This is a genomic window from Paraburkholderia elongata (assembly GCF_013177735.1).
Lineage (GTDB): Bacteria > Pseudomonadota > Gammaproteobacteria > Burkholderiales > Burkholderiaceae > Paraburkholderia > Paraburkholderia elongata.
Window position 1 is genome coordinate 142,723 of the sequence record NZ_WOEZ01000040.1, and the last position, 25,740, is coordinate 168,462.

Here is a 25,740-nt window from a genome sequence, read left to right on the forward strand (position 1 = left end):
AAAAGTAGCCAACGCTTTCTACTCGCCGATGCAAAACCGGCTGAAAATCACGCCGAGCAGGTCGTCCGAACTGAACTCCCCAGTCGAGCGACTGAGACATGAAACGGTACGAGGCGGCAACTTGCTTGAGGCTATCGGTCGACACAGGTAAGGGAACCCGGTTTTCGCTCCGTCGAGCTAGGCGCGGTTTGATCGTCAGCCATCAAGGCCGGGTTTCATTTCTTCAGCTTCTTCTGCGCTTGCTCAACCTGCTTGATGCTTGTTTCCGGCGTCGGCAGATTTTCAGGCATGGCCCCACCAAGCTCCTGGATCGTCTGGCGCACCTTGCTGCCAACCTCGAAGTGCGTCTGGTTAGCGCGCTGCTTACCCTTGATCTCCTCGCGCCGCAGCTTCTCTTCAGTCTGGGTAGCGCGGAATAAATTCGCCGCAAGTTCTGCGCTGCCCATGTGATCGAGAATCTTCTGACTTTTCTTCAGGCCTTTCTTGGCGTGAATTTCTTTGTTGCCAAGCCCACCATATAGGCCCTTGTAGCCATGATCTTGGAAGACGGCGTAATCGATCGGAGTTTCGACGCCTGCACCCTTTGCGGCGGCGGCCAGGTGCTTATTGTGGGTCGCCATCTCGTTGCGAATCGCAAGGCGTTTTTCGGCCTCGCCGAGCTGTGCAAACTTGGCATCGTCCGCGAGTTCTTGACGCCGGGTCTGCATCGCAAAGTAGGTTTGCCCGTTAGCGATAACAGGTTTCGACGGATCGCCGTTCTGTACGATCAGGTAGCAGGCGTAGCGGGACAGACGCACATCATCGACAGCGCGTTGTGCACCGGAGCCGATCTCGACCATTTTGCGGATGTCCGCAAAATGGTATTCCACCTGTTGTCCACTTTGGTGGCAGGCTTCACGCGCCCTCTCCAACACCGGCACAAAGTTGCGCCACTGCGGATAGTCAAGCAGAGGCGCAAGGTCTCGTGCGAACCAAAACTCTGCGTCGTCCTCGGTTACCTGTTTGACGCTCTCAAAGGTGCGGTGGTGCAGCGCCGTGATGGGCTTGCTATTCAACATAGGCGGCTCCGGCTTGGTCATGCGAGAGATGTTGGGTTGCCATCGCCTGGCGATAGTTGCGGGTCATTGTAGACCCAAGTACTGTGTTTTTGTACAGGCGTTGGTTATCTTGCGCAGGCGCGCAGACGCCGTACGCGGAATTAGACGGTATAGCTTGCGGAGCTTTGGTCGTCGCTTGGCGACAGTTATTTGCCAATACAAAACCGGCTGAAAATCACCCCGAGCAGGTCGTCCGAACTGAATTCCCCGGTGATCGAGTTCAGTTGGTCCTGTGCGAGGCGCAGTTCCTCGGCGAACAGATCCAGCGCTTGAGCGTTCTGATCGGCGTGCGCCGCAGCCGTCGCCAGATGCTCCTGGGCCGCGCGCAGCGCAATCAGATGCCGCTCGCGCGCGAGGTAGACGCTCTCCGCGCCGGCCTGCCAGCCGGCGATGCGCAGCAATTCCTCACGCAGCAACGCAACGCCATCGCCCTGTTTCGCCGACAGCCGCACTTCGCTGAGATCCAGATCCGCATCCAGCGGTGTCACGGTCGGTGCGAGCCCTGCCAGATCGGTCTTGTTCAACACGCGCACCACCGGCACACCGCTCGGGAAGCGACCAGCGATCGTTTCGTCTTCGGCGTTCATGCCGGTTCGCGCATCGAGCAGATGCAGCACGACGTCCGCGCGTTCAATCTCGCCCCACGTGCGCGCAATGCCGATCTTCTCCACCTCGTCTTCGGTATCGCGCAGGCCGGCCGTGTCGATCACGTGCAGCGGAATGCCTTCGATCTGGATCGTCTGCGCGACTTTGTCGCGCGTCGTGCCGGCGATCGGCGTGACGATAGCCAGCTCCGCGCCGGCAAGCGCGTTCAGCAGCGATGACTTGCCGACGTTCGGCTGCCCCGCCAGCACCACCGACAAACCCTCGCGCAGCAATGCGCCCTGGCGCGCTTCGCTCAGCACGTGCGCGAGGCGCTCGCGAATCCGCGCGAGCTTGCCGCGGGCGTCGGCGGCTTCGAGAAAGTCGATTTCTTCTTCCGGGAAGTCGAGCGTCGCTTCGACCAGCATCCGCAGCGTGATGACCTCTTCGACCAACGCGTGGATATCGCGCGAAAACGCGCCATCGAGCGAGCGGCCCGCCGAGCGTGCGGCGGCCTCGGTGCTCGCTTCGATCAGATCGGCGACGGCTTCCGCTTGCGCCAGATCCAGCTTGTCGTTGAGAAACGCGCGCCGCGTGAATTCGCCCGGCTCGGCCAGACGCAGACCGAACGCACGGCCGGCGTCGATGCACCGCTGCAGCACCAGTTGCAGCACAACCGGACCGCCGTGGCCTTGCAGCTCGAGCACATGCTCGCCGGTGTAGGAGTGCGGCGCCGGAAAGTACAGCGCGATGCCGCGGTCGAGCGCGTTGCCGACGTCGTCGAGGAAGGCCACATAACTCGCGTGCCGTGGCGCGAGCGCCTGGCCGGTGAGTGCCTGTATCAGCGGCTGCGCGGCGGCTTCCCCGGCACGGCCGCACGAAATCCGCACGACCCCGATTCCGCCTCGGCCAGGTGCGGTGGCAATGGCGACGATGGGATCGGAATCGGTGGCGAGCATGGGGACGAGGCTATCAGAAGGGATTGAATGCGCATGAGCGGGCGCCGGGCATTGTAACGCGGGCATCCTCTGGCTCTGGACCCGGGCCGGATTCCTAGTGTGGCGTGATTTTCATAAGACAAATGAAGATTTATCTTACACAAGCTAAGATAGCTTAAGACACAATTGCGACAGACGGACGCGCCAGAATGCCTAAAACGCACGCTGCACAAGGAAAAGACGGTATTCGGCGAAATCGTTAAATGCGTTATTCGGTGGCGATTTCAGGTTAAAAATAGCTTATTTGAGCTATAAAGTAGCGCGAATGGTTGTCCACTGAGTATGCGCCGAATTGCACAATCGGGCCCATGCCGACCTCCAAAGAAAAAGCAGCTTTCGCCAAACGGCTGAAAGACTCACTCCCCAAAGACATTAAGGGTGGGACTGATTTAGCCAGGGAATTCAATCTGCTCTATAGCAGTGGCCCTGCCGTCTCACCGCAAACCGCGCACAAATGGCTCGCGGGTACGACGATTCCCAAGCGCGATAAGTTGCAGGTTTTAGCCGCATGGCTGCAAAAAGACGTTCACTGGCTGCATTACGGACCCGCGCCATCCGGCAAGACTAAACCGCTTGCCCGTGGCGAGAAGTATCCGCTGACGCCGGAAACGGTCGAGCTGGTTACGCAGATGGCTAACCGGTTCGCGGGTTTATCGCCGAAGCAGCGCAATCTGGTGGAAGAACTGATCACTGAATTTGACGGCGGCACGCAACAGGAAACCGGCGCCGCGTCTGAAGACGCGTCGAAAGATAAGGGCCCATCGGCCGAGTCATAAAAAAAAAGCCGCCCGGCGCAAACCCTACCCGTACCACAAAGGTGTTGGTAAACGAGCCCGGACGACTGATTATGGCGAGCCTCTTCGGAGGCTCGCTTTTTTTCGTCAGTTCGCGGCGTTCGGGTCGAAATAGACGATGTCCTGGACTCGGACCTTGCCCTTGGCCAAACCAAGCCGCTCGGCCGGCGTCTTCCCGTCCTTGCTGGTTTTTGGCACGTAGCAATAGTTCCAGTAGACCCGGAGAATAAGCAGAAGCTTCTCGATAATCTGCGGGTTGTAGGGCGCGTAGCCGTACCACATGCGGCCGGCCGCGCTTGAGCTGCCCAGTGCTCGTTCGAGCGGACTGAGGCGTCGCCGGACCAGTTCGAGGAAGCGGTCCGCGCCATACATGGAGCCGAACAGGTACATGGCGGCCAATCGGTCTTCGGGGAGGGGCGCGTTGGGTCGAGCGGTCAGATGACACAAAGCCTTTTCGGGTTCGTTCATCGTCGGCAGCGGGTGCAACAGCCAACGGTCGCCGTATTTGCCGATTTCCTTCATCAGTGGAAACTGTTCCTTGATGAGCTGAATCTTGGCGTCGAAGTCGTTAGCGACCCCGCCCATGCGATTCACGGCGTCCAAGAAACGCTTCTGCGCCTCGTTGTAGGCCTTCAATTTCTGGCCCTTTGTGAGGTCTTTCTTTATCGAGACGAAGAAGGCGTGAGCGGTACCTGCCTGGATACGCTCACGGAAGGCTGCAAAGCACGCTGCACGGATGCCCGAGTCCTGGTCAAGGTAGAACGTGATGCTCTTGGCCCCGCCAAGCAGGCGCTTGAGCACCTGGAAGTGAGCGTAGAGGGTGTACTGGCCGTGGACCTGCATCCCCGTTTCGGGCAGCCTTAACTGACTGTTGAATTCGTCAGCGACCTCGACGTCGTCCCGGTCCGCTACGTTGGCGTACGCGGCGGCTGCGTCGTCCAGAACGGTCTCGCGCCCGATATGGCGACGCCGGCTCAGACTGGCGGCGACTGAGACTTCATAATCGCTCTTCAGCCAGAACCTCGCGTTTCGTCGGTATTCCTGCGGGTGCTTGTCGTCGTCATCCAAACGCACATCGGTCTCGACGTCTTCCGGGTTGAAGCGAGGGTCGAAGTTGATGTGGGCCCCGAATACGTAGCCGCTGCGGTTGTCGGCCGACACCACGGCGTGCAGCGGGATGCTTCGCTTGTCCTCGCGCCGGGTCCAGTTCGTGTAATAGTCCTGCCGGTCGACTGACACGGACAGGCGGCCGAGCGGAAGGCCCTCCGTAAGCCGCGCTTCGCGCTCCCCGACGAAACGCTCGCATTGCCGCGCGAGGAAATCCACCTTCGAGTACAACGTGGAGGCGCTGATATCGCGCTTCTCCATGATGCGGCGGAATGGAGCCTTGTTCACGAGTTCCATGAATATCTCACGGTTCTCGTGAGGCTTCTTCTGACGCGTTGTTGGGCCGCCGACCGCGAAGGTCCGCTGGCAAGCCTTGCATCGATATCGGGGCGAGCCATGTGCGGTCGTACCGTGCCGCTGGTAAGCCCGTGGATGGGTGCCAACCCCGATGGCGTGATTGGCGCAAGCCTCATTGGGGCATGACGGCTCCTGCTCGCCCGCAAGGTAAGCCGTCAGTCGCCGCACCTCCTCAGCGATTGCCTGATTCGACTTCAGAGGCGGCGTATCTCCGCAAATCTTGCATTGCAACCTCGGTCTGGGTGTTCCCCGCTTACTGGAGCCGCCGGTTAGCAAATAGGTGTCGTGACTGCCGGAGCCTCGACCTCGCTTGCTGGTCTCCTTGGGCAGCACGCCAAAGTTCACGCAGGCGGCGTTCTTGCAGAAATTGACCTGCATCCCGTCGACCTCGGGCGGAATGCGGGGCACGCCGGACCGAGCGGTACCCGCGACGGGCCGATTGACGCGCGCTCCGCCTGCTGGAGGCTCGGCAGGCGGGGTTTCTGAGGGCGGAGAAGGCGGCTCGCCGTCTCCCGTAGATATTTCCGGCAAAAGCAAATCCCCCGAAACGTAACGTTTACGGGGGATTCTAGGGAATCAGCCTCGGTTTACCAACACCTTTGTGGTACGGGTAGGGCGCAAACCGGGCGGCTTTTTTACAACCAGCTTCTGCTTGTCGGCCAGCGGGCGATACCACCGCCCGCTGCAGGCAAGACATCAATCAGGCTGCTTTCGTCTTCGACTGACCCATCATCCGCGTGATGTAGTACTGCTGGGCGATCGACAGCACGTTGTTCACGACGTAATACAGCACCAGACCGGCCGGGAAGAAGAAGAACATGACCGAGAACGCGATCGGCATGAACATCATCATCTTGGCTTGAACCGGATCCGGCGGCGTCGGGTTCAGCTTGGTCTGCAGGAACATCGAGACGGCCATCAGCACCGGCAGGATGAAGAACGGATCCTGTTGCGACAGATCGTGAATCCAGAGAACCCATGGAGCGCCGCGCATTTCAACCGACGACAGCAGCACCCAGTACAGCGAGATGAACACCGGAATCTGAATCACGACCGGCAGACAGCCGCCGAACGGATTGACCTTCTCGGTCTTGTACAGCTCCATCAGCGCGGAGTTCATCTTCTGCGGATCGCCCTTGAAGCGTTCGCGCAGGGCTTGCATACGCGGCGTGATCGCCTTCATGCGCGCCATCGACTTGTAGCTTGCTGCCGACAGCGGGAAGAACACGGCCTTGATCAGCAGCGTGAGCAGCACGATCGCCCAGCCCCAGTTGCCGACATAGCTGTGGATCTTTTCGAGCAGCCAGAACAGCGGCTTCGCGATGATCGTCACATAGCCGTAGTCCTTCACCAGCTCCAGACCCGGGGCGATGCCTTCGAGCATGCGCTCTTCTTCCGGACCGGCGAACAGGCGCGCGGACACATCAGCCGATTGGCCCGGGGCGATGGTCGCCACCGGCTGCTTCACACCGACGCGATACAGCGTCGGATCGATCTTCTCGACATAGATGTCGCGCTTCGCACCTTGCTGCGGAATCCACGCCGACGCGAAGTAATGCTGCACCATCGCGATCCAGCCGTTGTCGGCCGAATTGACGAAGTCTTCCTTGTTCTTGTCGATGTCGCTGAACGTCATCTTCTGGAAGTGGTGCTGGTCAGTGTAGACAGCCGGTCCGATGAACGTGTGCGAGAAGCGCGGCGTTTCCACCGGCGTGTCGTCGCGCACCAGTTCCATATAGACCGACGGCGTGACCGGCGCGGTACCGACGTTCTCGATCTTCGTGTCGACGCCGATCACATAGCTGCCGCGCGTGAACGTGTAGGTCTTGATGACCTTCACGCCACCCTTCACCGGCGACTCGAGGCTGAGCTGGAACGACTTGGCGTCGCCCGTCAGATCGTGCGGCTGGTTCGGCACCGGCGTGTAGATGTCGTTATGGTTCGGGAAATCGCCACCGAGCAGACCGGTGCGGGCCACATACGTGTGGTTCGCGGTACGGTCGAACAGCGTGATAACCAGATCCGGCGTCTTGCCGTCGCCTTGCTTGACGAGCGACAGCTTCGACAGCGTGCCGCCGCGGGTGTCGATCTCGCCGTTATAGACGTCGGTGCTGAAGCTGATCAGTTGGCCTTGGGCCGCTGCCGGCGCATTGCCCGGCGCTGCTGCTGCGTTGGTGGCCGGCAGATCGGCGGACTGGGTTCCCGGCGTCGTGGTTCCCGGTGCGGCGCTACCGACGGTCTTGGTCGGGTTGGCGCTCGGGAAGAACATCGACGGGCGTCCGTGGTCGCGTTGCCAGTTGTCGAACAGCATGACCGCTGACATGAAAAAGATGACCCATAGGACGGTGCGTTTGATATCCATGCGTTGTCTCAGTGTCGATGGAACGGCGCGTCAGCGCTTTTCAGAAGTGGGAGGCGGGACGAGATCGATGCCGCCCGCGGAAAACGGGTGGCAGCGGCAAATACGCCTGGCGGCGAGATAAGTCCCGCGCGCGGCGCCATGATACTGGATTGCTTCGCGCGCGTAATCAGAACAGGAAGGGTAAAAACGGCACCGGTTGCCGAGCATAGGGCTCACAGCAACCTTGTAGAAACGCAGTAAAGCGATGAGTACCGTTTGCATGACTGGTGCGGCCTAACGGCGCCGCGCAACGTGGAGTACCGGGTGACGCCCACCCAGCAGGGCCGCCGGAGCGGCCTGAACTGCAAAGTGGGCGCTCACTTGAGCGTCATTCCGTCTTGGGCGCTTCCGCGGGCGGCGCCTCGCGACGGACAATTTCGCGCGCTGCCTTGTCGAGCAGCGCCTCTATCTCGCTGCGGCACAGCGCCCTCAACGGTGGCGACGAGGCGCTCGGCAAAGCCTTCTTGTCGAAGCGCGTGTGCAAACGCAGCAACACATCCCAACCGCCGAATTCCGCGCGACGCAGCCGGAAGGCCTCACGCGCGAGTCGACGTACCAGATTACGCGTGGCCGCGCGCGGCGCATACTTCTTGCCGATCACGAGACCTAAGCGAGCGTCATTGCCGGTAGGCCGGCCGTACACCACGAAGTGTGCGGTGCGGCGCCACGGACGCAAACGAAAAACGGATGAAAATTCATCCGTTTTCAGTAGCCTTGCGGCTTTGGGGAAGGCGGCTTGCGCTCGCAACGGAACCGAGCCCTGTCGCGGCGCCCCTGCCGCTCCCGCTTCACCGCGGGCATCGCCTGCCACAGACGGAGCGCGCAATCCGCTCGCTACCTTAGATGGCGAGGCGCTTGCGGCCCTTCGCGCGACGTGCGTTGATGACCTTGCGGCCACCTGCGGTCTTCATGCGAACGCGGAAGCCGTGGGTGCGCTTGCGACGGGTAACGGAAGGTTGGTAAGTACGTTTCATGTTGCTCTCACTTGATCGACTGATCGAAAATTAACCGCACGATCATCGCTGAAGCGGCAATGGCCGGAGGTTTACAGAATTGGTTTTCGCGGAACCCGCTATTTAAACCGGTTTTCTTTTGGCCGTCAATAGTTTAGCCTGGTTCGGGCTGGCCCCAAGAAGACTTCGTCGGATGATCGGTCCCTGTGGATAACTCCCTTTCGCCGACGTTTTGGCGGTAGAATCTCGCCTTACTTCCCAAAAATTCTGCACGCCGCTCCGGCTCGCTTGCCCCGCAAACCCTTGTGGCACAAGCGCCTGGAGCCATTGCGCCTGGTTCGGCCTAGCTGCTCAGGGCCTTGTTGCGTATGCGCGACAGGGGCAGCGGCGAACCGCCGTGCACACCATAACGACAGCAACTCGATGAACGATTTCTGGCAACACTGTTCCGCATTGCTGGAGCGTGAGCTTACGCCCCAGCAGTACGTTACGTGGATCAAACCGTTGGCCCCGGTCGCCTTCGACGCCGCTGCGAACACGCTTAGCATCGCTGCGCCGAACCGCTTCAAGCTCGACTGGGTCAAGAGCCAGTTCTCCGGCCGGATCTCGGATATGGCCCGTGATTTCTGGCACGCGCCGGTCGATGTGCAATTTGTGTTGGACCCGAAAGCTGGCATGCGTGCCCCCGCGGCGACGTCGGCGCCGGCTCCGTCGCGACCGTCTGGCGCAATGGGCGCTGGCCATTCGTCTAGTTCGAACGGCGGCGGTGCCGCGGTGGACGCTGCCGTCGGCGCCGTGCAAGCGTCGCAGGCCGCGCGCGCCAATGGCGCGAACAGCGCGATGGCGACCCTCAACGCGAATGCACGCGCTGCGGCTGACCACAACGCGAACGCACGCGCGGCCGCCGAAGATGCCGCCGACCTCGATCTCCCTAGCCTCGACGCGAATGAAGCCGCGGCCGCACGCCGCACGTGGCGTCCGGGCCAAAGCGCGAGCTCGAACGGCAACGGCGAGAACGACTCGATGTACGAGCGTTCGAAGCTCAACCCCGTGCTGACTTTCGACAACTTCGTGACCGGTAAGGCCAACCAGTTGGCGCGCGCCGCGGCGATTCAGGTCGCGGACAACCCCGGCATCTCGTACAACCCGCTGTTTCTGTACGGCGGCGTGGGCCTGGGCAAGACCCACCTGATTCACGCGATCGGCAACCAGCTTCTAATGGATAAGGCCGGCGCGCGGATTCGCTACATCCACGCGGAACAGTACGTGTCCGACGTGGTGAAGGCCTACCAGCGCAAGGCGTTCGACGACTTCAAGCGTTACTACCACTCGCTCGACCTGCTGCTGATCGACGATATTCAGTTTTTCTCCGGCAAATCCCGCACGCAAGAGGAATTCTTCTACGCGTTCGAGGCGCTGGTCGCGAACAAGGCGCAGGTGATCATCACCAGCGACACGTATCCGAAGGAAATCTCCGGTATCGACGACCGCCTGATCTCGCGCTTCGACTCTGGCCTGACGGTGGCGATCGAGCCGCCCGAGCTGGAGATGCGCGTCGCGATTCTGATGCGCAAGGCGCAATCCGAGTTCGTGAGCCTGAACGAAGACGTCGCGTTCTTCGTCGCCAAGCATCTGCGCTCGAACGTCCGTGAACTGGAAGGCGCGCTGCGCAAGATCCTCGCGTACTCGAAGTTCCACGGCCGTGAAATCACCATCGAACTGACGAAAGAAGCGCTGAAAGACCTGCTGACGGTGCAGAACCGGCAGATTTCGGTGGAAAACATCCAGAAGACGGTGGCTGACTTCTACAGCATCAAGGTCGCGGACATGTATTCGAAGAAGCGTCCGGCGAACATTGCGCGGCCGCGGCAGATCGCGATGTATCTGGCGAAGGAGCTGACGCAGAAAAGTTTGCCGGAAATCGGCGAGCTGTTTGGCGGGCGTGATCACACCACCGTGCTGCACGCGGTGCGCAAGATTGCCGCCGAGCGTGGCACGGACGCGCAACTGAACCACGAACTACACGTGCTGGAGCAAACGCTGAAAGGTTAAGCAGGTCGGATGGGAAATTCGACCTGTTTATTTCCAAACTCGCCCCCATTTTAGGGGAGCGGTTCCGTTTTCAGGCACAATACAGGTTTAACCGCCCGGCGGCCGCGGGCGGAATTCACGCCGTGACAGGCGCTGCGTGGCGCCGGCGGGGAGCCGCGGTTGCGCGCTGTAAGGCTGGCAAGTCAGGCGCGCAGGCCGTTATATCAACGAAGGAACTCTATGCAACTGGTCAAGACCGAACGCGATAACCTCCTCAGGCCGCTGCAAACCGTGAGCGGCATCGTCGAACGCCGCCATACGTTGCCGATCCTCGCCAATTTGCTGATTACCAAGAACGGCCCTGACGTGTCGTTCCTGTCGACCGACCTCGAGTTGCAGATCGCCACGCGTGCCGATTTCGGCGTGGGCGGCGATTCGGTCGCGACCACGGTGGCAGCAAGAAAGCTCCTCGACATTCTGCGCGCCATGCCCGACGGGCAGGTCACGCTCACGCTGAACGACAAGCGTTTGACCGTGCAATCCGGCAAGAGCCGCTTTGCGCTGCAAACGCTGGCGGCCGACGAGTTCCCGACCGTCGCTCAGGCTAAAGACTACGGCGCGAACCTGGTGGTTCCCCAGAAGACGTTCCGTCAGCTGCTCGGCATGGTCCATTTCTCGATGGCCCAGCAGGACATCCGCTACTACCTGAACGGCATGCTGCTGGTGGTGGACGGCGACCAGCTGATGGCGGTCGCAACGGACGGCCACCGTCTGGCGTTCTCGTCGATGAAGATCGAAGGCTCGTTCGCGCGTCAGGAAGTGATCATTCCGCGCAAGACGATTCTGGAATTGCAGCGTCTGCTGGAAGACATCGACGACACGCTGAAGATCGACATCGCGCCGACGCAGGTGAAGTTCACGTTCGGCCAGGTCGAACTGGTGTCGAAGCTGGTGGAAGGCAAATTCCCCGACTTCCAGCGCGTGATTCCGAAGTCGCACAAGAATCAGTTCTTGATCGGCCGTGAAGAACTGCAGCGTTCGCTGCAACGCGCCGCGATTCTGACGTCGGACAAGTTCAAGGGCGTGCGCTGCATCATCGAGCCGGGCCAGTTGAAGATCATGTCGACCAACGCCGATCAGGAAGAGGCGCAGGAAGAACTGGAAATCGCGTACGACGGCGACAGCGTCGATATCGGGTTCAACGTCACGTATCTGCTCGACGTGCTCGCGAACCTGAAGGTCGACATGTTGCAAGTGAGCCTTGGCGACGCCAGCTCCAGCGCGTTGATCACGATTCCCGAGAACGACGAATTCAAATACGTCGTGATGCCGATGCGCATCTAACGCGTCCAAAAACCAAGAACACACCAAGGGGCGCAGCGCCCCTTTGGCGTTTTTATGGTGTTTTGAAAAGTCCCGAGCAGCAACCTTGCAGTAACGCAGAACCGGAAAAAATCCATGACTGAAACGAACAATTCGCAACCCGATAACAGCGGCTACGGCGCCTCGTCCATTCAGATCCTCGAAGGTCTGGAGGCTGTGCGCAAGCGGCCCGGGATGTATATCGGCGATACATCGGACGGCACCGGCCTGCATCACCTCGTGTTCGAAGTGCTGGACAACTCGATCGACGAAGCGTTGGCCGGGTACTGTAACGACATCCAGGTGACCATCCACGCGGACAACTCGATTTCGATCACCGACAACGGCCGCGGTGTGCCGACCGGTCTCAAGATGGACGACAAGCACGATCCGAAGCGCAGTGCCGCTGAAATCGTGATGACCGAACTGCACGCCGGCGGCAAGTTCGACCAGAACAGCTACAAGGTGTCCGGTGGCCTGCACGGCGTGGGTGTGTCGTGCGTGAACGCGCTGTCGTCGTGGCTGCGCCTTGTGGTGCGCCGTGACGGTAAGAAGCACTTCATGGAATTCCACCGTGGCGTACCGCAGAACCGCGTGATCGAAGAGATCGACGGCGTGGCTGTGTCGCCGATTCCGGTGATTGGCGACACCGAAAACCGCGGCACCGAAGTGCACTTCATGGCCGACGAGACGATCTTCGGCAATGTCGAATATCACTACGACATTCTGGCCAAGCGGATTCGCGAACTGTCGTTCCTGAATAACGGCGTGCGGATTCGCCTGCACGACTTGCGCAGCGGCAAGGAGGAAGATTTCGCGTTTGTGGGCGGTGTGAAGGGTTTTGTTGAGTACATCAACAAGAACAAGGCCGTCCTGCACCCGAACATTTTCCACGTCAGCGGCGAGAAGGACGGCATTGCCGTCGAAGTCGCGATGCAGTGGAACGACAGCTACAACGAAAACGTGCTGTGCTTCACGAACAACATTCCGCAGCGCGACGGCGGCTCGCACTTGACCGGTTTGCGTGCGGCGATGACGCGCGTGTTGAACAAGTACATCACCGATCACGAAGTCGCGAAGAAAGCGAAGGTTGAGACGGCCGGCGACGACATGCGCGAAGGGCTCTCGTGCGTGCTGTCGGTGAAGGTGCCGGAGCCGAAGTTCAGCGCGCAGACCAAGGACAAGCTGGTGTCGTCGGAAGTGCGCGCGCCGGTGGAGGATGTGGTCGCGAAGGCGCTCGAAGAATTCCTGCTGGAAACGCCGAACGACGCGAAGATCATTTGCGGCAAGATTGTGGATGCGGCGCGGGCGCGCGATGCGGCTCGGAAGGCGCGTGAAATGACGCGTCGTAAGGGCGTGCTGGATGGCGTTGGTTTGCCTGGGAAGCTGGCGGATTGCCAGGAGAAAGACCCGGCGAAGTCGGAAATTTATATCGTCGAGGGCGACTCGGCAGGCGGCTCGGCGAAGCAGGGGCGTGACCGGAAGTTTCAGGCGATCTTGCCGCTGCGCGGCAAGGTGCTCAACGTGGAGAAGGCGCGCTATGACAAGCTGCTTTCTTCGGAGCAGATTGTGACGCTGATTACGGCGCTGGGTTGCGGGATCGGCAAGGAAGACTACAACCTCGACAAGCTGCGTTATCACCGCATCATCATCATGACCGATGCTGACGTGGACGGCGCGCACATCCGGACGCTGCTGCTGACGTTCTTCTATCGTCAGATGCCGGACATGATCGAGCGTGGGTATATCTATATCGCGCAGCCGCCGCTGTTCAAGATCAAGGCGGGTAAGGATGAGCGGTATTTGAAGGATGAGGCTGAGGTTAATGCTCACATCCTGAAGCTGGCGTTGCAGGGGTCGGAGCTGTTGGCTTCTGAAGGTTCTACGCCAATTACTGGGGATGCGTTGGGTGAGTTGGCTCGGGCTTATTTGTTGGCGCAGGCTGTGGTTAATCGGTTGAGCCGGTTGTATGACGCTGGGGCGCTTGAGGCTGTGATGGATGGGGTTGTGATTGACCTGTCTAGTGAGGAAGCGGCTGAAGTGTCGGCGGCGGCTCTCGAAGCCAAGTTGCGTGACGATGCGTTGAAGCCTGAGGTTAAGGTCACGACGATGTATGACCCGGTGCGTGAGTTGCGCTCGCTGCGCGTTGCGCGGACTCATCACGGCAATCAGAAGATTTCTGTGCTGGATCAGGATTTTCAGTTGACCGCTGATTACCAACAGCTGATCAATACCGCTAATACGTTTAAGGGGTTGATTGGGACGGGTGCGGTGATCAAGCGGGGTGAGCGGAGTATGGCTGTTACCGACTTCAAGACCGCTATGAAGTGGTTGCTGGCTGATGCTGAACGCAACATCTCGAAGCAGCGATACAAAGGCCTCGGTGAGATGAATCCTGGGCAGCTTTGGGAGACTACGATGGATCCGGCCGTGCGTCGTTTGCTTCGTGTGCAGATTGAGGATGCTATTGCGGCTGATGGCATCTTTACGACGCTCATGGGAGATGATGTGGAGCCGCGTCGGGCTTTCATCGAGTCGAATGCGTTGAGGGCGGGGAATATTGATGTTTGAGGCTGTTGTCGGGTGCCGCAGAAAGTGAAAACTGTGCCAAGTAAGTGAAAAAATCGGACAAGTTTTCGTGAGCCTTGGTACTCACCGCTCAAGACTTTGATCGAGCTGAGTGGCCGCACGCGCGGACGTCAGTTATTGCGACTGGCGGACGGGGCGAAAGGTCAAACAAGAGCGGCGGTCTGTTAATTCCTAGCACGACTGTCCCAGTCATCCGTGCCCCACCAAGAAGTAGAAAGGGTTACAAGCGATTCGCTTGTAACCCTTTTAGTTTTCCGGACTCATCTTAACCACGATGCACCGGATTTGCTGAACGTTGGGCCTGAGCGGCCTCCTTAGTATGACTAAGGATAGAATGCGAAACGTCGGTACCCTCGGTTCATGTTCGATGTCCCTGTTTCAAGGTTGATGCTGTTTTCTGAACACCTTGATTCAGACCGTCGCAGCGCGAAGTTTCGCGTTGCGATCGCAGCGAAGGTATTGAAGGTCATGGATTGGATCGATGCCGATGAAAAATCCGTTACATAGACGTGAGAAGGCTGCAGGGCGCGCACGCCTTCGAATGAACAGATCGGAACGCTATGTCCCATCGTGGTTGCCTTACTCGCAGCAATTTGCCGGAAGCTCGCAAGATGATGTTTCGTCCAAAAGTAGTAAAACCATTTCGGAAAGTCGCGAGACGTAACCTTGAACAAATGCTGATTCAATGCGCCCTTTCCACCGCACCAGATAGCAACCTCCAGACTGCCAGACCACGAAAACAGTACATCGCCATCACCAACGATGTATTCAGGTTTCAGGTTTCGTCCGGCCCGATCGGCGCCATACGTGTCGCCTTTGCGCAGCTGCGCGATTTTGATGACGGGCAGCCAGCTATCTTCTTCGGGTGGAAACTTCTGCAAGGCTAATCCGCTAAGATAGTCCGCCACTGCATCAAGCGAGCTAATGCTCCAGCCCCTCGGTATTGCCCCCAGTTCCGACTGTTCAAACTTTCCCGGGAACAGCCCCGCCGTCTCAGCATCGAGTCCCTCCGGCTCCCGTCCTTCCAACTTCGCCCGCACCGGGTCGAAATCGACGAACCACGACTTGAACAGCGCTTGCGCGATAGCTTCCAAGGTGGCGTTGGTTTCTCGGAGGACGGCGGATGCGGTCGTCAAGAGCGCCGAGTATCGCTGCATTAGACTTCTGAATCGCCATGGGGGGTATCACCACCCGTAGAGATCTCTGTGCAGTGATTGGCACTTGATTCCTAGTGGTTTGGCTCATCACCGCTTTCAACTGGTTTTGGAAATCTGAGCCCCTGAAATACGCCGCCAAGTAGCGTGGAAGTAATTTCGATTCGTCGAGGCGGAAATAGGTCAGCGAAGTTCCTATCAACAGTCGTCCGCTAAAGGCATTCGGTTACCGTGAAAGCTGGCTGGCGCGGGCGCAAGCGTTTTCCGCTCGCGTTGCCGCGAGTTTAAGAATGTCGCCAGGCCCGACCCCTCGTTGTGGCGATCGTTACGTGGCAGCAGACGTCGATGCGTTATCGGGCCATTGGCCTATGACTTTCAGTTGTTTGATCCAGCGCGGCGCGTTTTTCTTCGCACTGATGGCCTCATAGTCAATCTGCGGGTCGTGATAGGCAACTTTGCGGGTCAGGAGCAGGAAGATCAACCGTATCATCTTGTGAGCCAGGGCGATGATCGCTTTTTTGTGTGTCTTGCGCACCATCAGACTTTTGTATTTGGACGCCAGCGAACTCCTGGTCTTCCATGCCGAGTTGGCGCATTCACACATGATGTAGCGGATGACCGAACTGCCTTTTCCGATTCGGCCCGATTTGCGTTTGCCAGCGGATTGGTTGTTGGCGGGGCAAAGTGCCGCCCAGGCCGCGATACGGTCTGCATTACCAAAGCGCGTCATGTCGTCACCAATTTCGATCAGAATCAGGGCGCTCGCAATCTGGTCGATGCCAGGTATGGTTTGGAGCAGGCGATGCGCCCATTGGTAGGGGGCCATGGCGGCAAGGATATAGGTATCGAGTTTGGCCAGGCTACGCTCGAGTATTTCGATGTGCTCATGAATGTGTTCGAGAATGTACCGGTGCCGCGCGCTCAGATCGCCATCGAGTGCGGCTTGCAGGTCCTCGCGTCTGAGTTTGAGTCTGCCGCGTGCCATATCGAGCAGCGCGGCGATCGATTTGCCCTCTATCAGGCCGGTGACCATCGCGCGTGCCGACAAGCCGTTGATGTCACTGACGACGCCGCCAAGTTTGATTCCGCCATCGTCGAGGATTTTGTGTAGCCGGTTAATTTCACTGGCGCGCATGGCAGCAAGCTTGCGCCGGTAGCGGGACAGCAGGCGCAGTTCGCGCAAATCCTGAGGTGGGATGAAGCTGCCGCGCACCAACCCGAAGCGCGCCAGCACGGCCAGCCACTGCGAATCGTTCATGTCCGTTTTTCTGCCCGGTACATGTTTGACGAAATGATGATTCAGATCGGCATCGCCCCCAAGCATGAAAGCTCCGCAAGGCAGAGAATCAGCGATGGTGCACAGGACACCAAAGACCGCAATCTCAATGGTGGCCCGACCCCGTGTATAACCAGGCCTACCCGAACTGGCCCGCACCCCCAACAGTTGCGCGGCTTGTCGCCGCAGCACGAACGGTAAAGAGACCCAGGCTGATTGAGTCTGAGGCGTTTTCCAGTTCATCGATGCCCTGTGCGCCACCTTTATTTTAGCCATAGGAGAGTGACATGGAAGGACTGTCTCCACTCTACCGACGCGTTGCCGGCATCGATGTCCATAAGATGCTGCACGTTGTCACCGCCGTCATTGAACATCCTGACGGCACCATCGAACAGCAAAGCCGTCAATTCGGCGGTTTCAAACGCGATTGCCATGCCCTGACGAGCTGGCTTCTTGATCTGAATGTCGAACTGGTCGTCATGGAAAGCACGGGCATCTACTGGAAAAGCATCTATGCCCATCTCGAGCGCGCCGGCATCCAGGCCTGGGTCGTCAATGCGCTAAAGGGCGGCACTATTGCCACACGTCCGATAGTTGCATTGTGAGAAAGAAGAACATCACCTGGTTGCACAAAGCCCAGACGAAGCTTGTCGGCTTTATCGTCTGCCAAACGCGGAGCTCCATCAATGTCGATCTTTCCGTCGCAGAGCAGCTTTGCCGTAAGGAATGGGACGCCGTGGGAGGCCTCGGTTTCAGCGTCCGCAAAGCAGACGTAACAGCCCTTCATGCCGCGAGAGAGCAGGACGCGATATGTGTTCTTGACCAACCGTGTAAAGTCGTCCTTCGACTTTTTCACAGTCGTGTCGTGCGACTTTGTTTTATCTCCGACCCACGCGTCTTGAGATGGATCGAAGCGCAGGTCCTGTCCGAAGATGATCCCGGCGTAGTCGAACTCAAAACCTTGGGCGGTATACACGCATCCGACCTGGTTAATCCCGTTCGGGTGATACGCCCAAAGCGACGATTTCGGAATGCCTGCAGCAAGCCGCCCCGAATCGGGCCTTGCGTTCCACGGACGGCTGAAGTTTCCGAGCACGACGTCGGCCTGAAGCGTACCGTCCTTGTTAGGATCGGACCAAGGCCAACAGAAGCCGGCCGCCAGCCGCCCAGTCGCGCCCGCTTGCACCTTATCCTTGATCGCGTTCTCCAACGCTTCCGGAGACTGAAAAATCCGGAAATCGAAAGCGTCGTGATCGTTCCATTCGAAGCGCGGACGGTCATCGATGCCCAACATCGTGTTTATCCAGCGAACAAACGCATCTGAGCAGTTGCAGCGGAACTGTGTCTCGAGTTCAGATTCGTACACCGCACACTTGTGCTTGTCCGCGTACTCCCGAATGTAGGCGACGGAGCCGATTTCCCCCGGGCGTACGACCTGATGATCGTCAATGCAAAATACCGAAACACGTGCGGCCGCGATCAATTCCTCCAGTTGCTTCAGACCAGATTTCTTGTTCGCCGGCGTGAAGCGGTTTCTGCTCACGTCTCGGATACGATGTGCTTCGTCAGTGACCAGTACGTCGACCGAATCAGCCTGCGCGCCTACGTAACCGTTCGTGTACGTAAACAGCTCCTGACCTCGTGAACCAATTATCTTCCGCAGCGTTTCGGTGAACGCTTTGGCGCCGGTCACATAGTGCGTCGAGTAGTGACTTGATAACAAACTCGCTACGAGGTTGACCGCCAGCACAGACTTGCCGGTGCCTGGGCCGCCTTTGATGATGATGATGATGATCTGCTTCTGACGCTCATGCACCCCGCGACGCGCAGCGGTCATCACGGCGTCGAATGCCACCTGCTGCTCGTCAAGCAGCGTGTACTCCGGGTCGTTCCTGATCACGGACGCCACATAGTCCATCAGCTTCTTGCTAGGGCGATAGCGATTTTCTTCCATGCGACGCAGCACTTCCAGACCGTCGCCGCCTCCAACCCGCTCCACCAGAAACTTGACGAACTCGTCTATGTCGTCGGCGCTGAACGTCGGTGCCATCTCCAGCAACGTCGAGAATTTAGGCGCCCGGAGCGGATCAGCTGGGTGCGAATGGTAGTTGTGTAAATAGGCGCAAGCAGCGACTTCAATCGGAGTCTCGTCCGCGTAGCAAGCCTCATGATTGTCCCGAAGATAGGACGCGTATCGTGCTACCTGAGCAGAGGGATGCAGTACGTCGCGCACGCAACCATTGATGATGAACGTTGAGACTTCGTTGTTCCCCGCCGACTCCTCGCATGTCTGCCATTGCTTCAGCTCGATCGCTACGGTCGTGGGCGTTCCATCTTTCGCGAAGCCACATAGCAAGCAGTCGATACGCTTCGAGTTCGTCGGCAGTTGAAATTCCAGCATGACGCCCTGGTTGGTCAACCCGGCGCGCGAAAGTTTGATTCTTAGTCCTGGTAATCGGAGTACTTGCGCGAATCTCCCCGGACTTTTTCGGCGGGATATTTCGTCCGATTGACATCCATTTTTTCCAAACAGGCTTGATAGAGGTCGACATCAAGCTTGTCTGCAAGGCGGACGAGGTATAGCAATACGTCCGCCATTTCGTGACGAATGGCGACTTGCTTGCCGTCGTCCAGTTCGCTCTTATCTCCCGAGGTCAGCCACTGAAACGGCTCCAGTAGCTCACTTGCCTCGACGCTTAAAGCCGTCGCGAGATTCTTTGGCGTGTGAAACTTGTCCCAGTCCCGCTCATCCGCGAACTGGCGAACAAGGTCGCGCAAGCTAGCAAGGTCACTTTGCATCTCAAAATCTCTTCGGGTGATGGCTCCCCAGACGGCTGGGGATAACTAATCGGATCGGTCTTGCCGGGTGAAATAGGGCTCTAGAGGCGCGCCTGCTCGAGTGGGCCGCGTCGACCTTATCTCGATAAGAGGTGATGATATAAGAGGGGGCGGGTTTGATGCGTGCGTTATTTAGCTGGCTACGCTGGCGCGAGGCTTCGCGTCGCAGATGACGCAATGCGCGAGCAAGCTGTATTGGCTCAAGGACGTGGGCAGGTTGTTGTTGCACAGGGGGCGCCGAATACCTCAATGCGTCTAACGCTCCAAAACGGCCTAGGGAAACAACCTGCCGCGCAAGAAACTAGCAATTTTGCCTAATAGCGCAGTTGGTCTATCGCCGTTGTAGTGGCCAAATAAGAGTTGCCCACCTATTGCCATCGAGGCCACGCGTCTCGCTTATTTGTCCACAGACGTCGCATGAGATCGAGCATGTCGAAGCCCGACCGACGCCCCGCATCGCCCAACTTTCCACACAAAGCCGCCCCAGCAACGCCTCAATAAAACCCGCCAACAATGCCCAATGCATACTAGATGACCAATATAAGAGGCATTTAACATTCTCCAATAAATCGATTTGCCTTATCCCGTAAATGTTTTGTAGAATCGCGCGATTACGCGGGGGCGCGTGAAAGCAACGCAAACTAAAAGAGGCGGTATAGGAATGCGTCACATAATCGGCAGCGTTAATGGCGGACCCGCGCGGGGAGAGCGTCTGTCACACCTTGGCGCGCGGCGTCAGCAGGGCCGTGGGCCGCTGAGTCCATTGAGCAATTGGCTAATCGGAAGCCGCGCTATCGGCGAAGCCCGCATGCTCGATCCACTCATTGCCGTCATTAATTGTCAATCTCAAGGGCTTCAAGCCAAACGCATTAACCGGAAAATTTTTCCGTTTGAATCGGAAAATAAAACCGATCAATAACGCAAAAGCAAACCAAAAAACAAACCGCCAGAAGAACCCGCGAGCCGAACAAACCATAGCGACCCAGCGACATCAAAAGAGACTACCGTGAATTCCGCCGACCTGTTGCGCGCCTTTGCCTCCCCGTCCCTGACGCAAGCCAATCGCGCCTTTCGCCTGCACTGGGGCTCCGCCCAGTCGAGCCTTGAGCAAGTGCTGATCGCGCATCGCATCGATATCAGCGAGGGCCTGTGCTCAGGCATTGTGGGTCACGTGACGTGTCTGTCGACGCGCGCGGACTTGCCGCTCAATGCGTTCATCGGCTTGCCGCTGTCAGTGCAGATGGTCACCGACCGTGGCGCCTTGCACCCGATCTGCGCGATCGTCACCGACGCGCGCGCGGGCCAGTCGGACGGGTCGCTGGCGACCTACCAGTTGACCATGCGCGATGCGTTATCGGTGCTGGAGGGGCGAACCAATACGCGCATCTTTCGCACGCTGAGTGTGCCCGATGTGATTGAGAAGCTGCTGGGCGAATGGCAGAAAAAGAGTCCGGCGCTCGCGCGCGCGTTCGATTTCGACCTGTCGTCGCTGGATCGCGCGAAGTATCCGGTGCGCGAGACGCTGTTGCAGTTTCACGAGTCGGACGCGGATTTCATCCGACGGCTGTGCCGTCGCGAGGGCATCGCGTGGTTCACGGCGGCGGGTGAGCGCGGCGCGGCGCCGTCGGCCGACGGCGCCGGTGAGTCGCCGGTGCACACGCTGGTGCTGCTGGACGACCCGATGAAACTGCCGAAGTCGTCGGCCGGCACGGTGCGCTATCACCGCGACGCGGCCACCGAAGCGCGCGACTCGATCACGCTGTGGTCGGCCTCGCGTCAACTCGTGCCGGGCAACGTGCAGCGCGCGAGCTGGGACTACAAGAGCGCGACGGTGGCGCAGGCGTCGGAGACGAGCATCGTCGATCAGGGCGAAGCCGGCAATGACCTCGCGCAGCTGCTGCGCGATGCGGTCATCGACGTGCCGCACGCGGGCGATTCGTGGTCGGACTATGAGCGCGTCAGCAAGGCGCGCATGCTCGCCCATGAGTTGCGCTCGGCGAATGTCGATGCGGTGAGCGGGGTGCGGGATCTGGCTGTGGGCAGATGGTTCGAATTGACCGGGCATCCGGAGGTGGACACGCATCCGCAGGAGGAGCGGCAGTTTATCGTCACCACGCTGCATCATCGTGGGGAGAATAGTCTTCCCAAAACGTTGAATGAACGCGCGCAGGCGTTGTTTGAGGCGAATCGGTGGAGGGTGGAGGGGCCTTCAACGGGTGCTTCGTCTTCACCGTCGGCTGGGCGGGGAAGGGCGGCGAGTAGTGCGGATGAGGAAGAGAGCCGCTATGAAAACACCTTCAGTTGCGTGCGACGCGGCGTGCCGCTCACGCCGGCCTACGATCCGCGGATCGATTTGCCGCGGGTTTATCCGATTACCGCGCTGGTGGTTGGGCCGGAGGGCGAGGAGGTGTATTGCGATTCGCTTGGGCGGATCAAGGTGCAGCTTCAGGGCCTGGATCCGGATGATCATGCGCATGCGCAAGGGGCGGGTACTAGCGGGACGGATAAGGACAGCGCGTTCGTGCGGGTGAGCAGCAGCTGGGCCGGTACGAACTATGGGCACGATACGTTGCCGCGTATCGGGATGGAGGTTGCGCTGGATTTCCTGAATGGGGATCCGGACAAGATGTTCGTGACCGGTGTGCTGCACAACGGGCCGAATATGCCGGCGACGTTCAGTCATACCGGGGCGTTGCCGGGGAATCGGTTTCTGTCTGGGGTGAAGACGAAGGAGATTAAAGGCAGCCGGTATAACCAGTTGCGCTTTGACGATACGGCTGGAGAGATCAGTAGCCAGTTGGCTAGTGAACACGCAGCGACTGAACTCAACCTCGGGTTTCTGACGCAGCCCAGGAATAACGGCACGGGGCAGGCGCGAGGCGAGGGCGCGGAGTTGCGCACGGACGCTGCGGCATCACTGCGTGCTGCCAAGGGTATTTTGCTCACCACCTATGCGCGAAGCAAGGCGACGGGCAAGCAGCTTGATCGCGACGAGCTAAATCAACTGCTTGGCGAGTGCACGGAACTCTTTAAAGCGCTCGGCGAGTATGTTGGTCAGCACGGCGGACAGGCAGCAGATGCGACTTCTCAAAGCGAGCTCGCCGCTGCGCTAAAGACTTGGGATGACTCAGGCAGCGGAGCTACTGAGACATCTGCGTCTGGCGCGGCCAATTCCCAAGCGATCATGGCCTTCGGATCGGCGGCGGGATCCATCAACGTGACGCCGAAAACCCACGTCACCTACGCCGGCGTGAACATCGACAAAGTCGCCCAGCAGCATATGCAGTTGGTCAGTGGTCAGCGTTTCAACGTGACGGCGGGGCACGGTATACAAATGTTCGGTCGTGCGCAGGGCATCACAGCTATCGCCAACGAAGGACCATTCGTGCTGCAGGCCCAAGCCGACGCGCTGACAGCTAACGCGCAGAAAGGTATCCGGATGAGCACAAACGACGACGAAGTGTTGATCACCGGACCGTCGATACGAATCGTTGCCGAAGACGGCAGCTTTCTTAAGATCGGCGGCGGTGTGACGCTAGGCACGAAAGGTGACGCGAAAATTCTCGCGGCATCTCACCAGTGGGGCGGACCATCCACGCAAGAGGCAACAAAGACTTCCTTCACGAACGCGCCGACAGACCAGCGCTTCCGTTTGCACTATCCAGGCGACTCGCCGAATTCGCCTGCTCCGGCAGCAAACCAGAGTTACCGCATTACGACGGACGACGGTCGCGTAATTGAAGGAAAGAGCGATGCGAACGGCATGACTGAACTGGTCAAAGATGATGCGATGCGCGTCCTAAAGATCGACATTCTCAAACCGAAGCTTTGATGGGATGTAGCGGGGAAATTCATGGCTGAAACCGACCAAACTCACCACGTAGTCAGCAGTGCCGCGGCAACTACTATGTCGAATCGCGCTGCGGATAGACCTGCCTTGGTGCCTCCTGATCGGCCGGGCGTCGTGATATTTCTGCACGGCGTCAATGACCCTGGCGCAAATTACGACGTCATCGAACAAGGGTTTTGTGACGGGCTTAACGAGCGCTTGAGCCGCAAGGATTTGCGTCCCGGATTGTATGGCGTTGATTACAAAAAAGCACAAAAGTACAAGGCTGGCGATCCAGACTTTGATCAATGGAACAAGATCAAGTATGACCCCGACACTTACCTCTATCAGCGCACGGAAGTGCCCGAAGATCAGGCGACGGCGACTCACAGCATGTTCATCCCTTTCTACTGGGGCTATCGTGCCGCGCCAGGCGAGATTCAAGGCGGCGAACAAAGTCCTGTGACTTTACGCGGACAGTACCAGGACAAAGCAGGCAACCGACTAAGTAAGCATTTCGCCAAAGGCGGCGGCATGTTCAACAATGCCACGACTAATATACCGGCTGTCTACGACCCGGGCTGGATGGCGAACACGGCGAATTCGATTGCCAGTTTGAAAATGAGCGACTATCAGTACAGTGGACAAAGTCCACATCGACACTATTTCGTTCTGGCAGCCGAAAGGTTGGCGATGCTAGTGCGAGAGATTCGAGCCATTGATTCCAACGAGACCGTCTCCATCATGGGGCACAGCCAAGGTACCGTCATCACGCTGTTGGCCCAAGCGCTGTTGGCAGAAAGCGGCGACCGGTGTGCCGATTGCGTGATCATGGTTGATACACCGTATAGTCTCGGCGAGCCCATTGCAGCAGACATCGCACAGCCGAGCGCCATCCCGTACACAACGCGTGGAAAACTTAATACGCTGATCAACATTGTCAACCAAGTGACGAAAGCTCCGCAGCATTGCGTTCCGGCACTGACTGAATTGCAGACGACTGATCCACTCCACGGTGGTCGTACCGGTCCCGGCTGGTCCCCCAATCAAGCGCATAGGCTGGACAAGGATGGTACGAATGTCGTGTTCGCGGAACGGGATAATCGCGGTAAGGTATATCTGTATTTCTGCACGGAGGACACAACAGTCGATTTGCCGAACGTACAGGGTATCGGCACACACGGCGTGCCCGACACCATAGTGGAGAAGTGGCAGGGTTCAAAGAAGGTGCTTGGTATGCCGTGGAAATCGGAAGTGTCGCTCGACGCAATGAACGCGCTTAAGAAAATTCGATTTCAACAACGACTATGGACAAAAAAACCTGACTCTTGGGACGGTAAGCCAAGGCTGGTCGGTGCGCCGCCAGCATACTTAACTGTGATAGACGACGAGCGGCGATTCATCAATGGTGAACCAATCACACCTCCGTATGCACCGAATCTGTACGGCGGCGAAGCAATCAAAGGTTCGCCAAAAAAGGCTGGCAAGGACAAGCCAGACGATGTTTCTCGAGATCTTGTTTTGGGCAATCCGGATGCCGGGTTGCAGTGGAAGCCGTTTCCCCCGGATATGCCTGCAAACTTACGTGGCAATTCCTCAGGAATGATGGCGTGGTTCAACGCACGTTCCCCAGATCCAGAGAATCACACGAACGCCGTTCGCGTTGCTGACGGTCGTGGGCTTATCTACTATCGTGAGGAAACGCCGAACGAAGCACGGCAACGCATGGGAACCGACAAAAAATCTTGGGATGAGAACTCCTACCATTCAGCGATTCTTCGTGATTCAGACAATTTGCGAAGGGTTGCTGCAATGGATGTGGCAATAGGGCAGGCCAAAGCACTGGACGATAAAGACTGGCGAGTGCTGCTCATTGCGATCGCTGATTGGAAAACAGACGCAGAGGGACTGAAAAAAATTCAGAACAACCCCAAATTCCAAAGTCTCAGTAATAAGGCGCAGAAACTCGTGGAAGCGAACGCAAGGTATTACTCAGCGGGAGTATTCCCCACTGCGTTGATCTCTCAAAGGCCGCCGAAGTTGGTGGATGCAGAAACATATCGGGATCGCGAGAAGCGCCAATGATGATGCTCGCGAAATCAACTCGGCCGCGGATGAGGCCCTATCTAGTCATCCTTTTGCTAGCGGCTTTGGCGTGGGTAGCTTTCATTTTGTTTGGCTCTTACGAATACTGGCAACACACTGGCAACGGAGTATCAGAAATGGGTAGTACCTTGCGTAATGGAGTCTTCGTTGTCGTCGGCGTGCTGGCTGTTGCCTTCGCCGGTCATTGGGCATTGCGCAGCAGCCGTGACGAAGTGAAGGCCGCCTCAGCAGCCACGCCAAGTAAGATATCTGCATCTGGTCCGGTC

The 25,740-nt window shown here is 58.6% G+C and carries 20 protein-coding genes and 1 pseudogene; 8 read left to right on the forward strand and 13 right to left on the reverse strand.

The window, feature by feature from the left end:
- Positions 1 to 215 precede the first annotated feature (215 nt).
- Complete coding sequence (gene dinD / locus GNZ13_RS08020; RefSeq protein ID WP_172162120.1) at positions 216 to 1,058, reverse strand: DNA damage-inducible protein D; 843 nt, start codon at positions 1,056 to 1,058, stop codon at positions 216 to 218.
- Positions 1,059 to 1,243: 185 nt separating this feature from the next.
- On the reverse strand, positions 1,244 to 2,638 hold the full coding sequence (mnmE, locus tag GNZ13_RS08025; protein WP_172162122.1) for a tRNA uridine-5-carboxymethylaminomethyl(34) synthesis GTPase MnmE: 1,395 nt from the start codon (positions 2,636 to 2,638) through the stop codon (positions 1,244 to 1,246).
- Positions 2,639 to 2,985: 347 nt separating this feature from the next.
- On the opposite strand from mnmE, the gene GNZ13_RS08030 reads away from it, so the two are divergent.
- Entirely contained in the window at positions 2,986 to 3,453 is a 468-nt protein-coding gene (locus tag GNZ13_RS08030) for an XRE family transcriptional regulator (protein WP_172162124.1), read from the forward strand.
- 105 nt (positions 3,454 to 3,558) lie between these two features.
- Here the strand turns inward: GNZ13_RS08030 and GNZ13_RS08035 are convergent, their stop codons facing one another.
- The 6 genes and pseudogenes from GNZ13_RS08035 to rpmH all read right to left on the reverse strand — a co-directional run bounded on the left by GNZ13_RS08035 (position 3,559) and on the right by rpmH (position 8,310).
- Positions 3,559 to 4,875: a hypothetical protein gene (locus GNZ13_RS08035; RefSeq protein WP_172162126.1), complete on the reverse strand. Its 1,317-nt coding sequence runs from the start codon at positions 4,873 to 4,875 to the stop codon at positions 3,559 to 3,561.
- Positions 4,876 to 4,938: 63 nt separating this feature from the next.
- Positions 4,939 to 5,313 (reverse strand): annotated as a pseudogene (locus GNZ13_RS54615) (hypothetical protein); the annotation flags it as partial.
- 322 nt (positions 5,314 to 5,635) lie between these two features.
- A complete protein-coding gene (yidC, locus tag GNZ13_RS08040) occupies positions 5,636 to 7,297 on the reverse strand; it encodes a membrane protein insertase YidC (RefSeq protein ID WP_172162128.1) in 1,662 nt (553 codons plus the stop codon).
- 30 nt (positions 7,298 to 7,327) lie between these two features.
- The gene (yidD, locus tag GNZ13_RS08045) at positions 7,328 to 7,558 is read right to left on the reverse strand and encodes a membrane protein insertion efficiency factor YidD (RefSeq protein WP_007180115.1); all 231 of its coding nucleotides are present in this window, start codon (positions 7,556 to 7,558) and stop codon (positions 7,328 to 7,330) included.
- 106 nt (positions 7,559 to 7,664) lie between these two features.
- Entirely contained in the window at positions 7,665 to 8,162 is a 498-nt protein-coding gene (rnpA, locus tag GNZ13_RS08050; RefSeq protein ID WP_172162130.1) for a ribonuclease P protein component, read from the reverse strand.
- A gap of 13 nt (positions 8,163 to 8,175) precedes the next feature.
- The gene (rpmH, locus tag GNZ13_RS08055) at positions 8,176 to 8,310 is read right to left on the reverse strand and encodes a 50S ribosomal protein L34 (RefSeq protein ID WP_004198824.1); all 135 of its coding nucleotides are present in this window, start codon (positions 8,308 to 8,310) and stop codon (positions 8,176 to 8,178) included.
- 402 nt (positions 8,311 to 8,712) lie between these two features.
- Between rpmH and dnaA the strand changes: the two genes are divergently transcribed.
- The 3 genes from dnaA to gyrB all read left to right on the forward strand — a co-directional run bounded on the left by dnaA (position 8,713) and on the right by gyrB (position 14,253).
- Positions 8,713 to 10,341: a chromosomal replication initiator protein DnaA gene (gene dnaA / locus GNZ13_RS08060; RefSeq protein ID WP_216674750.1), complete on the forward strand. Its 1,629-nt coding sequence runs from the start codon at positions 8,713 to 8,715 to the stop codon at positions 10,339 to 10,341.
- Between the two features lie 219 nt (positions 10,342 to 10,560).
- Entirely contained in the window at positions 10,561 to 11,664 is a 1,104-nt protein-coding gene (dnaN, locus tag GNZ13_RS08065) for a DNA polymerase III subunit beta (protein WP_172162131.1), read from the forward strand.
- 114 nt (positions 11,665 to 11,778) lie between these two features.
- Positions 11,779 to 14,253 carry a DNA topoisomerase (ATP-hydrolyzing) subunit B gene (gene gyrB, locus GNZ13_RS08070; RefSeq protein WP_172162133.1) on the forward strand — a complete coding sequence of 825 codons (2,475 nt, stop codon included), beginning with the start codon at positions 11,779 to 11,781 and terminating at the stop codon, positions 14,251 to 14,253.
- A gap of 341 nt (positions 14,254 to 14,594) precedes the next feature.
- Here the strand turns inward: gyrB and GNZ13_RS08075 are convergent, their stop codons facing one another.
- The 3 genes from GNZ13_RS08075 to GNZ13_RS08080 all read right to left on the reverse strand — a co-directional run bounded on the left by GNZ13_RS08075 (position 14,595) and on the right by GNZ13_RS08080 (position 16,749).
- A complete protein-coding gene (locus GNZ13_RS08075) occupies positions 14,595 to 15,365 on the reverse strand; it encodes a restriction endonuclease subunit S domain-containing protein (RefSeq protein WP_236001862.1) in 771 nt (256 codons plus the stop codon).
- Positions 15,265 to 15,627: a restriction endonuclease subunit S domain-containing protein gene (locus tag GNZ13_RS52110; RefSeq protein WP_328807197.1), complete on the reverse strand. Its 363-nt coding sequence runs from the start codon at positions 15,625 to 15,627 to the stop codon at positions 15,265 to 15,267. Before GNZ13_RS52110 ends, GNZ13_RS08075 begins: the two co-directional genes overlap by 101 nt.
- Positions 15,628 to 15,750: 123 nt before the next feature.
- Positions 15,751 to 16,749 carry an IS110 family RNA-guided transposase gene (locus tag GNZ13_RS08080; protein ID WP_172162135.1) on the reverse strand — a complete coding sequence of 333 codons (999 nt, stop codon included), beginning with the start codon at positions 16,747 to 16,749 and terminating at the stop codon, positions 15,751 to 15,753.
- 293 nt (positions 16,750 to 17,042) lie between these two features.
- Between GNZ13_RS08080 and GNZ13_RS54170 the strand changes: the two genes are divergently transcribed.
- Positions 17,043 to 17,306, forward strand: coding sequence for a hypothetical protein (locus GNZ13_RS54170; protein WP_407945613.1), 264 nt, complete (start codon positions 17,043 to 17,045; stop codon positions 17,304 to 17,306).
- Here the strand turns inward: GNZ13_RS54170 and GNZ13_RS08090 are convergent.
- Positions 17,213 to 19,102 carry a DNA/RNA helicase domain-containing protein gene (locus tag GNZ13_RS08090; protein ID WP_172162139.1) on the reverse strand — a complete coding sequence of 630 codons (1,890 nt, stop codon included), beginning with the start codon at positions 19,100 to 19,102 and terminating at the stop codon, positions 17,213 to 17,215. The genes GNZ13_RS54170 and GNZ13_RS08090 overlap by 94 nt on opposite strands.
- Before the next feature lie 41 nt (positions 19,103 to 19,143).
- A complete protein-coding gene (locus GNZ13_RS08095; RefSeq protein ID WP_172162141.1) occupies positions 19,144 to 19,500 on the reverse strand; it encodes a nucleotide pyrophosphohydrolase in 357 nt (118 codons plus the stop codon).
- Between the two features lie 664 nt (positions 19,501 to 20,164).
- Between GNZ13_RS08095 and GNZ13_RS08100 the strand changes: the two genes are divergently transcribed.
- The 3 genes from GNZ13_RS08100 to GNZ13_RS08110 all read left to right on the forward strand — a co-directional run bounded on the left by GNZ13_RS08100 (position 20,165) and on the right by GNZ13_RS08110 (position 25,453).
- A complete protein-coding gene (locus tag GNZ13_RS08100; protein WP_172162143.1) occupies positions 20,165 to 20,458 on the forward strand; it encodes a hypothetical protein in 294 nt (97 codons plus the stop codon).
- 87 nt (positions 20,459 to 20,545) lie between these two features.
- Positions 20,546 to 23,371 (forward strand): type VI secretion system Vgr family protein, encoded by a 2,826-nt coding sequence (locus GNZ13_RS08105; RefSeq protein WP_172162145.1) that lies wholly within the window; start codon positions 20,546 to 20,548, stop codon positions 23,369 to 23,371.
- Positions 23,372 to 23,392: 21 nt separating this feature from the next.
- Positions 23,393 to 25,453 carry a T6SS effector phospholipase Tle3 domain-containing protein gene (locus tag GNZ13_RS08110; RefSeq protein ID WP_172162147.1) on the forward strand — a complete coding sequence of 687 codons (2,061 nt, stop codon included), beginning with the start codon at positions 23,393 to 23,395 and terminating at the stop codon, positions 25,451 to 25,453.
- The last annotated feature ends 287 nt before the right edge of the window (positions 25,454 to 25,740 follow it).

Excerpts from the sequence above, each read along its gene's own strand:
- dinD (WP_172162120.1), bottom strand. The coding sequence starts at position 1,058 with ATGTTGAATAGCAAGCCCATCACGGCGCTGCACCACCGCACCTTTGAG.
- mnmE (WP_172162122.1), bottom strand. The coding sequence starts at position 2,638 with ATGCTCGCCACCGATTCCGATCCCATCGTCGCCATTGCCACCGCACCT.
- GNZ13_RS08030 (WP_172162124.1), top strand. The coding sequence starts at position 2,986 with ATGCCGACCTCCAAAGAAAAAGCAGCTTTCGCCAAACGGCTGAAAGAC.
- GNZ13_RS08035 (WP_172162126.1), bottom strand. The coding sequence starts at position 4,875 with ATGGAACTCGTGAACAAGGCTCCATTCCGCCGCATCATGGAGAAGCGC.
- yidC (WP_172162128.1), bottom strand. The coding sequence starts at position 7,297 with ATGGATATCAAACGCACCGTCCTATGGGTCATCTTTTTCATGTCAGCG.
- yidD (WP_007180115.1), bottom strand. The coding sequence starts at position 7,558 with ATGCAAACGGTACTCATCGCTTTACTGCGTTTCTACAAGGTTGCTGTG.
- rpmH (WP_004198824.1), bottom strand. The coding sequence starts at position 8,310 with ATGAAACGTACTTACCAACCTTCCGTTACCCGTCGCAAGCGCACCCAC.
- dnaA (WP_216674750.1), top strand. The coding sequence starts at position 8,713 with ATGAACGATTTCTGGCAACACTGTTCCGCATTGCTGGAGCGTGAGCTT.
- dnaN (WP_172162131.1), top strand. The coding sequence starts at position 10,561 with ATGCAACTGGTCAAGACCGAACGCGATAACCTCCTCAGGCCGCTGCAA.
- gyrB (WP_172162133.1), top strand. The coding sequence starts at position 11,779 with ATGACTGAAACGAACAATTCGCAACCCGATAACAGCGGCTACGGCGCC.
- GNZ13_RS08080 (WP_172162135.1), bottom strand. The coding sequence starts at position 16,749 with ATGCTTGGGGGCGATGCCGATCTGAATCATCATTTCGTCAAACATGTA.
- GNZ13_RS54170 (WP_407945613.1), top strand. The coding sequence starts at position 17,043 with ATGCTGCACGTTGTCACCGCCGTCATTGAACATCCTGACGGCACCATC.
- GNZ13_RS08090 (WP_172162139.1), bottom strand. The coding sequence starts at position 19,102 with ATGCTGGAATTTCAACTGCCGACGAACTCGAAGCGTATCGACTGCTTG.
- GNZ13_RS08095 (WP_172162141.1), bottom strand. The coding sequence starts at position 19,500 with ATGCAAAGTGACCTTGCTAGCTTGCGCGACCTTGTTCGCCAGTTCGCG.
- GNZ13_RS08110 (WP_172162147.1), top strand. The coding sequence starts at position 23,393 with ATGGCTGAAACCGACCAAACTCACCACGTAGTCAGCAGTGCCGCGGCA.